The 10,928-nt window shown below is 52.2% G+C and carries 9 protein-coding genes; 5 read left to right on the plus strand and 4 right to left on the minus strand.

Annotation, left to right across the window (positions count from 1 at the left end; all coding sequences use genetic code 11):
• Positions 1-637 precede the first annotated feature (637 nt).
• On the minus strand, positions 638-1,555 hold the full coding sequence (locus tag QLG03_RS05120; RefSeq protein WP_085551677.1) for a WYL domain-containing protein: 918 nt from the start codon (positions 1,553-1,555) through the stop codon (positions 638-640).
• 341 nt (positions 1,556-1,896) lie between these two features.
• Between QLG03_RS05120 and QLG03_RS05125 the strand changes: the two genes are divergently transcribed.
• On the plus strand, positions 1,897-2,412 hold the full coding sequence (locus tag QLG03_RS05125; RefSeq protein WP_085551676.1) for a hypothetical protein: 516 nt from the start codon (positions 1,897-1,899) through the stop codon (positions 2,410-2,412).
• 81 nt (positions 2,413-2,493) lie between these two features.
• Entirely contained in the window at positions 2,494-2,679 is a 186-nt protein-coding gene (locus tag QLG03_RS05130; protein ID WP_085551675.1) for a TIR domain-containing protein, read from the plus strand.
• A 101-nt stretch (positions 2,680-2,780) separates the two neighbouring features.
• On the opposite strand, the gene QLG03_RS05135 is transcribed toward QLG03_RS05130, so the two are convergent.
• Complete coding sequence (locus QLG03_RS05135) at positions 2,781-3,650, minus strand: phosphorothioated DNA-binding restriction endonuclease (RefSeq protein ID WP_255989773.1); 870 nt, start codon at positions 3,648-3,650, stop codon at positions 2,781-2,783.
• A gap of 179 nt (positions 3,651-3,829) precedes the next feature.
• Between QLG03_RS05135 and QLG03_RS05140 the strand changes: the two genes are divergently transcribed.
• Entirely contained in the window at positions 3,830-4,468 is a 639-nt protein-coding gene (locus tag QLG03_RS05140) for an HNH endonuclease (RefSeq protein ID WP_045146948.1), read from the plus strand.
• An 82-nt stretch (positions 4,469-4,550) separates the two neighbouring features.
• Here QLG03_RS05140 and QLG03_RS05145 read toward each other — a convergent pair whose 3' ends face one another.
• Positions 4,551-6,230 (minus strand): glycoside hydrolase family 43 protein, encoded by a 1,680-nt coding sequence (locus tag QLG03_RS05145; RefSeq protein WP_255989776.1) that lies wholly within the window; start codon positions 6,228-6,230, stop codon positions 4,551-4,553.
• Positions 6,231-6,288: 58 nt separating this feature from the next.
• Positions 6,289-7,728 carry an MFS transporter gene (locus QLG03_RS05150; protein WP_072096728.1) on the minus strand — a complete coding sequence of 480 codons (1,440 nt, stop codon included), beginning with the start codon at positions 7,726-7,728 and terminating at the stop codon, positions 6,289-6,291.
• Positions 7,729-8,154: 426 nt separating this feature from the next.
• Here QLG03_RS05150 and xylA point away from each other — a divergent pair, with 426 nt between their 5' ends.
• Entirely contained in the window at positions 8,155-9,474 is a 1,320-nt protein-coding gene (xylA, locus tag QLG03_RS05155) for a xylose isomerase (RefSeq protein WP_255989778.1), read from the plus strand.
• A 330-nt stretch (positions 9,475-9,804) separates the two neighbouring features.
• On the plus strand, positions 9,805-10,928 hold a 1,124-nt coding region (locus tag QLG03_RS05160), incomplete at its 3' end, for a carbohydrate porin (RefSeq protein ID WP_282473605.1).

Below are 10,928 nucleotides of genomic sequence, written 5' to 3' on the forward strand. Positions count from 1 at the left end.
TGCGGTATTCCACAACCCCCGAACGGCTGGCAACAATGTTTGTTCAATTTGTATCTATGTTACACGTTCTCTGTTAACTGCCGGAGTACATTTGTCGCGCTTTACTGAAAATGATAACCGCCGTGCCAGACTCTGAAATTTTTCGTGAAAATCAAGAATGGTGACAAAGTTGCGTATCCAGCTCTGGTCGATCATGTTTTCGCTTGAAACGTCGATCGGCGGTTCGCTAGGAATCAACGCTCATGTCAGGCCAGAATACGCCGCTAAGGCAGAAGAACGGTAGCCGGTTCTGGTTCTGCATAATTCACTCAGATCACTGGTTAAGTCACAGATAGCGCAGACTTAAACTCTGCATGGCACGAACCTTTAGTTCGGTGAAACCATCCACAAAGGTCGCTCAACCTGCAAATACGGGTTGTAGTGGATCAGTAATTTTCGATGCTCAGGCAGTACAGAGCCTGTACATATAATCACTAGTGGACAAGCTGAATCGTTATCAGTCTCAGCTACTATGCATCATCTACATGTGACGTCTCCCAAACCACACCTAGCGTAAGACAGTAGATAGCGAATGTTGACGTAATAACTTGCCCATCCGCAACCAAACTCCAGTTTGGAAGAGCAGTGACTGAAAATATTACTCTTCAAACAACTTCTCCAAGCATTTAACTTCTTGTAAAGCTTCTTTATTCAGGACATCAAAGTACAACCAACCATTATTGTTATTTCCAGTCAGATCTATTTTCCAGTTGGTCTTTACGTACCAGGCCAAAGCAGCGCGACATGTAACAGAATGTACATTACCGCTGATCGAAAACTCACGAGAGATTTTATCTACAATCTCAGGTCGAAGATCCTTTTTGAATGCAATGATAAAGGTAACCTCCTCATTCCATTCTCTGTCCGTCAACTCTGCAACCGTCGGCAGTATCGATTCCTCTTGCTCAACATCAAAAATTCTCGATAACTTAAAGTTTTTAAACCCACTCAGTTTTGGATCCGAATCGTTTCGATCATAAGCTCTGAAGTACCAGTTTTTCCGATCTACAAATAATGCTGATGGAAACAGTATCCGTTTGCCATGCTCGCCACTTTCTGAGCCATATGTGCATTTGATCGCATAGCGGCCTTTTATTGCCCTAGTGACAACATAGACCTGTTCTTCTTTCAAACGCTCGGGTAGATAAAGCGGGTCTATCTCATCAATCGGCAGCATCGGACGTTTTTGCATCAGCTCCGAACGAGAGAAACCATACTGGATCAGATTCAGCGCCGTATGAACACTAATCTGCACCAATGGAGTATAGGTAGCATGAGAAATAATCGTCCTTTTGGTTGCCGTATCAATACTACAGTTACCTGGCTTGAGTTCCCGATATAAAGCAAGATCTTTTGAGGCTGCAGCCTGTGCAACTTTGAACTCAGCCATAATTTCGGCCCTGGATATGCTGCCGAGGTAGCGTATACACAAATCGATGTACGCCAGTCGCTCTGCCTGAGGAAGTGAATAGGCTTCAACAAGCAGTTCCAAATGAACGTCATGAAATTCTGGCATCGTAACACTCCGATAGATGATACATTAAGTATACTGTCCATTATCACATGTTGATCTACTGCTTGCAATGAGTTAGGATTGACACCTGTTGATAAATTGATCATCAGCAGTATCGTTCTGGAGGAATATTTGGATAGAACAATTGTTCTGTATGAGTATTTCTTATGGAAGGGATGGTGAAGGTTGTTTGCAGACAACCTTCACCAGAAAAACAAAACCTCTGCGGAGGAATAATCCGCCACTTGAGCCCTGCTAATCGCATTTCGAGTATACGTTATTCACAACGTAATCGACAAGCGTGGCTCCAGTAACGGTACCAATAAACCGATTTGGAGTAACTGATGCAAAAAGTAACCGACCAGTATTCACCCGAAATTGCGCGGCACAAACTCAATGCTTATTTTTCAGGCAATTTCATCATGCTTGACGTGATAAAGCGTTTGCAAAAATCAAGCCTGTGCGTATTTGCAGCCTTATGTGATGGAAAAACGATCACAACTGCAGGGTATGAAATTAATGCCGATTTTAGCGTTAAACGAGCATCTGCGGTCATTCACTCCTTGAAGCTGAAGAATCTCCCCATCTCAACAAATTCCGTTTCAACGGGCTCTGATGTTGGTGGAATCACCAATCAGGCGGTTTTTTTCATCAGAAAAGAGGATCTTCATTCTCTGAAATCCGAACCGGAGGAGATTATGAGGAAATGTGCAAGGTTACACGCGCAACATAAACGTTCACATGCACAAAGGGACATTGCTCGTCTATGCAATGAGTTTGGCAAGGAAGCGATACTTAAATTAGTCAACCAAGCTGCAGCCAACCCTAAGATGCCTCCTGATGGGATGAGTGCATGTTAATCGTGTTAGGGGCTGTTTGCCCCTTTTTACACTAACTACAATAGCTGGATATCAAGGATATTTAAGGAGAGATTAACGTTTATGGCTACCCTCGTTTTTTCCTATTCTCATGCAGATGAAGCCTTGCGTAACGAGCTCGAAACGCATCTCTCACCGTTAAAACGCATGGGAACAATCAGCGCGTGGCATGACCGACGTATTGCTCCTGGGCAAGAATTTGAGCATGAAATAGATCGCTATTTCGCCGAAGTGAATCGCCACGGATAATCTAGCCACGACCAATCATTGATCAACCACGAAATCCTCTCCGAAACACATTCACAATCCTTAAACCCTACGCTCAACATTAACCCCACACACCACACCCCTCATCCCCTGAACACCTCCCGCCGGTGCCACGCCACAAACCCTTCCTGCGGATAACATTCTTTCCCCTGCGGCAAGGTAATCGGCTTACCATCAAAATCCCAGAACAGCCTGCCAACGATGCCCCCGCCGTTCACCGCTGGCGAAACCTGGATGCGCATATCCTCATGCAGACCAATAGATCCTTTATCAAAGGCCTTATGGTGAATCGCGCAGAGCGCCAGGCCGTTAGGGATTTCACATGGGCCGCCGTGCTGCTTCCATTTGATATGGGCCGCTTCCAGGGCGACAGAGGTATTATCATGGCGCATATTGAAGCCGCAGATAGCGCACTCATAGTTATAGGCGCGCAGCACCTGCTGGCGAAAATGCGGGTCGCGCTCTTTACGGATCTGCTGCAGATCAAACCCCATCTCTTCAGCCAGTTCTTCCTGAATACTCTCCGGGAAATGCGCTTCGAGGATCTGATGGGCGAGGGTATTGATCAGCTTCTTATTTCTGTTGAGTAGCGCAAAATGCGGCTCATCGAAGCCGCCGGCGACGTGACAGAGCTCCAGCTCTTTGCCGGGCGGCTGTCGGCTGCCCTGGGTTGAGCACTGTTCGCTGTTGTGTAGCTCCCAGAAGCCGTCGCCTTTCAGGCGCCAGAAGGGCATGTCCGGCCGGTACTGGCGGCGCTGCGGGCCAAAGCGTTCCAGCAGGCTATGCAGCTCATCACGTATCTCCGAGGCGTAGTCGAACATCCGCGCATGGCCGCGCTGGTATTGCGAGAGGACGTACAGCAGCAATAGTGGTTTATGCGGCGCACGCTGTTCGCCTTTGCGCCAGATGGTGATGTTCTCGATCGCGTGTTGCAGGGTCGTGCTGGAGGGCATAGCGTTACATTGGCAGCTAAATAAATGCGATGATGCTCGCAAAATCCTTGCCGATCAACCTACCAGATGCGGCGATTCTACGTGGATCGCGATTTAATTATCACTGCCAGTTATTTGTTCGAAAAGCCCATAGCTTTCTATTTATACTCAAGCTTCGCGCCATCAGATAGCTATGTCTTATGAAAAAACTACCGGACCATTTATCCAGGGAATGCATCATCGCCGCCATTCGCGCTTACGATGCAGGCGTTGCGCATCAGTTTAAAAGCGCGCGTCTGTATGAGATCGAGTTTGAGGGGCGTCGGTATCCTTCAAAAGCCATCGTCGGGTTAGCGGCCACGCTTGCGACGGGAACGGAATTTACCCCGGCGGATTTCAGCGGGGGGATTAAATCAAAATGCGTGCGTCTGTTACTGGAGCAAGGATTTACGATCGCGTCGCAGGGCGCTGGCGATGACGAGGTTGCGCTTTTCCCCGATGAGGGGCAGACGACCATGGAGTACGTGGAAGGGGCGGCGTTGCAGGTGGTGGTCAATCGCTATGAGCGCGACCGTCAGGCTCGTCAGGCGGCGCTTCGCCTGCATGGCTGCCAGTGTCAGGTATGCGGTCTGGATATGGCCAGCCGCTATGGCGATATCGGCCAGGGCTTTATCCATATCCACCATCTCATCCCGCTGGCCGGGATAAAGCAGGACTACCGCCTGAACCCTGAAACCGATCTGATCCCGGTATGTCCCAACTGCCATGCGATGCTGCACCGGCGAGATCCGCCGTTTACCCCCGAAGAGCTGAAGGCCCGGCTGCGCCCCACAGACTGACATCCGACAGCGCTCGCTTTACGTTCATCAAACACACCACAAACCCCACGCTACCTTACCGGTAGCGTGGGCCCGCTCTCTTTTACTTATCCCGCGTCTCGCCAGCCTCCCAGCTGTAGCTGCCATCGGCCGCTAAGCTATCGCCCAGCTCCTGATACTCGAACTGATAAAACTCAGCCTGGGTACCGTACCCGGCGTAGTCTACCGCCGCCAGGCCGACGAACGCCCCGGTAAAGAACCCGCCGTAGCTCTGCAACACATAGTCATCGGACAGCACCGCGGCATCCAGCTGGACCGGGATCTCGGTGAACGTCACGCCATCGAAGCTGTATTCATAGCTGTAGGTCTGCTTGCGGACTTTGGTCCGGAACCAGACGTATTCGACGCCGTCCGGCACCTTGATGGCGTTATCTTTCAGGTACGACGTGTATTTCCCGCGGTTATTTTCGCCGACTTCGATGACCTTGCCGTTAATTTCATTCCAGGTCAGGAAGACGAAGCTCCAGTGGCGGTCGTTATAGTAATTCGTTAACCCGGCCATCTGCTGGTAGCTGAAGGGCTCGAATTTCACCTTCACCGCGGCGTCAAAATAAAAGGCCTGCCAGCGGCGGGCAATCAGCGACAGGTCATGGGTATTGGCTAACGAACCCTGGCCGATTAAGGTTAACTTGCCGTTGCCGGTGGTGCCCATTTTGGCCGTAAACGGCACCCGCAGGGTATTCCAGTTCGGATCGAGCGCTGGCGACGTAAAGTCATCCTGCTGGCTATTATCGCTAGCGCTTTCGGTGAAGATGGCGTCTTTCGGCCCTTCGACGAAGGTTTTCCCGCCGTGACCGCCTTCAATACGCGGCCAGCCCTCGTCATCCCAGTACACTTTCTGGATCGAGGTTTCCCGGCCGAGGGTTGACCAGCCGCGCGGGTCGTAGATGGATTCTCCCGGGCGATTCCACGGCCGGGCGCAGAGCGAGGCGTAATACCATTCGCCTTCCGGGGTGGAGACCAGCGCGCCATGGCCCTGTTTCTGGATGTAGCTGTCCGGGGTGTCGACGTTGGTTAAGAATACGTCGCCCGGCTCGGTTTCAAAGCTGTCGGCCTCGAGGGTTTTCGACCGCGCCACCACCTCCTGGTGGGTAAACACGGTGCCGCCCTGGGCGGCAAACAGGTAGTAGTAGCCGTTCAGTTTATAGAGGTGCGGCCCCTCGACCAGCGCCACGGCGGTGCCGCGGTAGATGGTGCGCGCGGTTTCCGGCATTAACTTCAGCGTGTTGGTATCCAGCTCCGTTAAGGTAATGCCATCGAAGGGGTGATGGTACTCCCGGTGATCCCAGGTTTGCTGGACGATATATTTCCGGCCATCGTCGTCATGGAACAGCGAGGCGTCAAACCCGACGCCGTTCAGCTTGATCGGGTCGCTCCACGGGCCCCGAATATCCTTCGCGGTGGTCAGGTAGTTGGTCATGTCTTTGAAGGCGCCTTCGGTGACCTTCACATCGGTATACACCAACCAGAATTGCCCGTCGGCCCAGGAGAGCGCCGGCGCCCAAATGCCGCCGGAGGAGGGGTTGCCCTTCATGTCCAGCAGGGTGGTGGTGGAGAGCGGCGAAGGCAGCAGGTTCCAGTTTTTCAGGTCTTTCGACTCATGTAAACGCACGCCCGGAAACCACTCAAACGTCGAGTTGGCAATATAGTACGTATCCTCGACACGAATAATACTGGGGTCGGCATTAAAGCCGCGTAATATCGGGTTTTGAATAAGTGACATTTCATTACACCTTTTAAAATGGAAAGTGACGAATCGGTCTGATTTATAATTTTTTTAACTACACGCGGATCTCATCCAGCTGACGGTTGATGTCGGTAACATGTTTATCGGAGATCGGATAAACATGGATAATCACCATCGAAATAGCGGCCAGCGCAATTGGGATCCACACCGCGGTCATAATGATCCCGTCGATGGCGCTGGCGCTCTGCACGGCGCCGCTTTCATTAAAGCCATACACCGCCAGCAGCCACAGCGGGATCGCGCCGCCGATGGTGAAGCCGATCTTGAAGAAGAGTCCCATAATGGCATTGATAATGGCGGCATTGCGTTTGCCAGATTTTAATTCGCCGTACGCGATGACTTCCGGTACCAGCGCCCACATAAAGCCGGTGGCGGAAGTTAAGCCCCACTGTTTAATAAAGGTGGCGATGTAGGCCAGCCACAGCGCGTCGTGCATCCCTTCGCGGGACCAGACGTAGGTCAGCAGTTCGCCGACGATGAACATGGCGAGGAACAGATGGAAGAAGCCTTTTTTACCAAAGATTTTTTTCAGTTTCGGCCAGAAAATCGGGAAGGCGATGCCGGGAATAGACGCGACGAGACCCACCGCGCCCATCCATTCGGAGTGGCCGACGACGTACTGGTTGAAGAAGCCGTTAACGGTGTTCATGAAGAACATGAAGGTAAAGGCCAGCATAAAGAACATACCCAGAATAACCAGCGGGCGGTTATGTCGGAGCTCGTGGAAAAGGTCGGTGGTTTTGACGTTGGCGGTCTGCTCGGCGGTCGCGACAACGCGTTCTTTGGTGAATTTATAACAGATAAACAGAGCCACCGCGCCGATGATCATATAGATGGCGTACACGCCAAACCAGGCGTAATTTGCCGACGGATCGGCATAATTCCCCAGATTCAGCTCAAGGCCAAAAAAGCCGGTGTCTTTCAGGCTGCGATCTTTCGGCGCCGCCATCTGCACAAACATCGGGAACAGGGTATAGACCAGCAGGTTGGCGCTGTTGGCCAGCATCATGCGGGTACTGGTGAGCTTATCGATCGATTCCGGGTCGCGGGTCAGTGACGCATTCAGCGAGCCATAGGGAATATTGACTAAGGAATAAACCAGGTCCAGCGCCAGATAAATAATAAAGGCGAAAGCCACCGAACCTTTCACTCCGGGGATGGGCGCGAACAGTAATGCCGAGAGGATCACCAGCGGCACGCCGGCTCGTAACAGCCACGGACGATATTTCCCTGCTTTCGAGGTTCGTTTATCCACGTAGGTGCCGACCATCGGATCCCAAAACACGTTAATTATGCGGACAAAAAGAAAAATAAAGCCTGCCGTTGCCGTGCTGATGGTATTTACCGTCAGCATATGCAAAGCCAGAAAACCCCCAATTGTGCCGAAAACCAGGTTTTGCGCAAAGTCGCCCATGCCATAACCAATTCGTTCTCCGCGGGTTAATTTATGATATTCATCATGCCGACTGTGCATTATGTTTTTACTCATTCTAAGCAGACTCCGGTTTGTTTTGTGTAGGTGAAACACTTTCTGACACAGTTGACATGGAAGAATCTATTACGTTTTTAAATTAAGTAATTATGTTTTTTTACTTCTGTGATCCTCGAAGCAAAGGCCTGTATCACCTGCGTTGAGCCGCCATCCGCCGCTAATTTTTTGGCAGACAGGCAATGTGACAAAACCGGCATTTTAATTCGGTATGCCCACCTGAATTCCCCAGGAAGTGTACGCTATACGCGCGCGAAGCGAGATATTTAAAATAGTTTTATTTGCGAGATGGCTCACATTTGAGCATTTTCTCAATCGCTGAGTGAAATAACGTAATTGAGCAACCGACGATGAGAATACACGATGTGTCACAGTTGTTAATTTTCGGCTTCCTCAATTTCGGAGTTCATCATGCAAACTTATTTTGACCAGCTCGAACGCGTTCTTTTTGCCGGACCTAAAACCGATAATCCTCTGGCGTTTCGCCACTATAATCCGGATGAAATCGTGCTGGGAAAACGCATGGCAGATCATCTGCGCTTTGCCGCCTGTTATTGGCATAACTTCTGCTGGAATGGCGCGGATATGTTTGGCGCCGGCTCGTTTGAGCGTCCCTGGCAGGCCGCGGGCGATGCGCTGGAAATGGCCAAACGCAAAGCGGACGTGGCGTTTGAATTTTTCTACAAGCTCAACGTGCCGTATTACTGCTTCCACGATGTCGACGTCTCGCCAGAAGGCGCGTCGCTGAAAGAGTATTTGCACAATTTCGCCGTGATGACCGAGGTGCTGGCGGAGAAACAGCAGCAAACCGGTGTGAAACTGCTGTGGGGCACCGCCAACTGCTTTACCCACCCGCGCTACGGCGCCGGGGCGGCGACCAACCCCGATCCGGAGGTGTTTGCCTGGGCGGCCACGCAGGTGGTGACTGCCATGAACGCCACCCACCAGCTCGGCGGCGAAAACTATGTTCTGTGGGGTGGCCGCGAAGGTTACGAGTCCCTGCTGAATACCGACCTGCGTCAGGAGCGCGAGCAGATTGGCCGCTTCCTGCAGATGGTGGTGGAGCACAAGCATAAGATTGGCTTTGGCGGCACGCTGCTTATCGAGCCGAAACCGCAGGAGCCCACCAAGCATCAGTACGATTACGATGTCGCGACGGTGTATGGCTTCCTGAAGCAGTTTGGTCTGGAAAATGAGATCAAGGTGAACATTGAAGCCAACCACGCCACCCTGGCGGGGCACTCTTTCCACCATGAAATCGCCAGCGCCATCGCGCTGGGCATTTTCGGCTCCGTTGATGCCAACCGCGGCGATGCGCAGCTCGGCTGGGATACCGATCAGTTCCCGAACAGCGTGGAAGAAAATACCCTGGTGATGTACGAGATCCTCAAAGCCGGGGGATTCACCACCGGCGGCCTGAACTTTGACGCCAAAGTTCGCCGGCAGAGCACCGACAAATACGACATGTTCTATGGCCATATTGGCGCCATGGACGTGATGGCGCTGTCCCTCAAGCTGGCCGCGCGGATGATTGAGGATGGCAAGCTCGATCGGGGTCTGGCAAAACGCTATGCCGGCTGGCAGGGCGAGCTGGGGCAGCAAATTATGGCCGGCCGTATGTCGCTGGATAATATTGCCCGGTACGCTGAGCAGCATAATCTGAAGCCGCAGCATCAGAGCGGGCGTCAGGAATTACTCGAAAATCTCGTCAATACCTATATCTTTGGTTAAATTTGGCTGACATGCCCCTGCGGGGGCATGTATTCCGCCGTGTGCCCGCTGCCGGGAAATAGCGTTTATTTGTTCGTGTTGTATTTATGCTGTCTGTGCCGAAAGGCTATCTGTTTGACTGTCTATAGAGGAACAATCCGCCGCGCGGATGGTTCTGCCATTGTGCCACCTGTTTAATATCAGTGAGGGAGGGCGAGTAGCGATAATTGTGTAATGCCTCTGTGACCGTACAAAATAAAAAATAACTTGTTCTGATGATAGCGACATATTCTGTCAGCTCAGAATAGGCTGGTTATTGTCTGAATAAAATTAACCTATATTGAGAAACTCATGACAATGATAAAAAAACTTCCATTAACCATGGCGGTTATCGCCGCGTTTTTTCCGCTTACCTCTGTAATGGCGCAAGAATTTACTCAGGAACAGATCGATGCCATTGTCGCCAAAGCCGTTGATAAAGCGCTGGCCGACCGCCAGGCGAAAATTGACGCCGCGGCCGACAAAAAGGTCGACGTCATTACCAACCCGCAGACCACCGCCGCCTCGCCGGATATGGCGATTCCGTTCGGCCTCAAGTTCAGCGGCTATGCCCGCTATGGCGCCCATTTCCAGACCGGCGACCAGAAATATGTCGGCGTCGACGGCTCCTATAACGGCGCCTCGGCGATCGGCCGTCTGGGCAACGAAAGCAACGGCGGCGAATTCCAGATCAGCAAAGCCTTCAAAAGCGCGCAGGGGGCTATCTGGGATCTCAACGTCATGTTCGACCACTGGAGCGACGAGGTTAACCTGAAGAAGGCCTACGTCGGCGTCACCAATGTGCTGGAATCCAATCCCAACGCCTATATCTGGGCCGGCCGCGACTTCCACCAGCGTCCGCAACAGGGGATCAACGACTACTTCTGGATGAACCACGACGGCCAGGGCGCCGGGGTGAAGAACTTTGATATCGGCGGCGTGCAGTTCGACGTGGCGGCGGTGTCGCAGGTGAAATCCTGTAGCCCGGAAGTGATGGCCGACGAGACCAACCCGTCGCGCATCACCTGTACCGGCAGCTCCGACACCGGGGACAACGGCCACTACGCGCTGACCACCAAAACCCACAACATCAAGGCCGGGCCGATCGATGTCGAGGTGTACGCCAACTACGGCTTTGACTCGAAGGCGGTGGACAGCGACGCGCGTCTCGAAGCCTGGCAGGGCGGCCTGGTGCTGAGCCACAGCAACGACAGCGGAGTGAACAAGGTGATCCTGCGCTACTCCGACAACTCGGATAACAGCGTCTACAACAAAACCGACGACCTGACCACGGTCTACGCCAGCTTCGAGGGCAGCCATAAGTTCACCCAGCAGGCGCAGGTGGAATATCTGCTGGCCTTCCACGACTACGACAACGGCAAAGATAATACCGACAACCGCAAAAACTACGGCGCCATCGTGCGGCCGATGTACTT

Source organism: Klebsiella sp. V115_8, assembly GCF_029967715.1.
Classification (GTDB): domain Bacteria; phylum Pseudomonadota; class Gammaproteobacteria; order Enterobacterales; family Enterobacteriaceae; genus Klebsiella; species Klebsiella quasipneumoniae.

What these genes read in the sequence shown, in the direction of transcription:
- QLG03_RS05140 (WP_045146948.1), top strand. Translation starts at nt 3,830, where the DNA reads ATGAAAAAACTACCGGACCATTTATCCAGGGAATGCATCATCGCCGCC.
- QLG03_RS05120 (WP_085551677.1), bottom strand. Translation starts at nt 1,555, where the DNA reads ATGCCAGAATTTCATGACGTTCATTTGGAACTGCTTGTTGAAGCCTAT.
- QLG03_RS05125 (WP_085551676.1), top strand. Translation starts at nt 1,897, where the DNA reads ATGCAAAAAGTAACCGACCAGTATTCACCCGAAATTGCGCGGCACAAA.
- QLG03_RS05145 (WP_255989776.1), bottom strand. Translation starts at nt 6,230, where the DNA reads ATGTCACTTATTCAAAACCCGATATTACGCGGCTTTAATGCCGACCCC.
- QLG03_RS05130 (WP_085551675.1), top strand. Translation starts at nt 2,494, where the DNA reads ATGGCTACCCTCGTTTTTTCCTATTCTCATGCAGATGAAGCCTTGCGT.
- QLG03_RS05135 (WP_255989773.1), bottom strand. Translation starts at nt 3,650, where the DNA reads ATGCCCTCCAGCACGACCCTGCAACACGCGATCGAGAACATCACCATC.
- QLG03_RS05150 (WP_072096728.1), bottom strand. Translation starts at nt 7,728, where the DNA reads ATGCACAGTCGGCATGATGAATATCATAAATTAACCCGCGGAGAACGA.
- xylA (WP_255989778.1), top strand. Translation starts at nt 8,155, where the DNA reads ATGCAAACTTATTTTGACCAGCTCGAACGCGTTCTTTTTGCCGGACCT.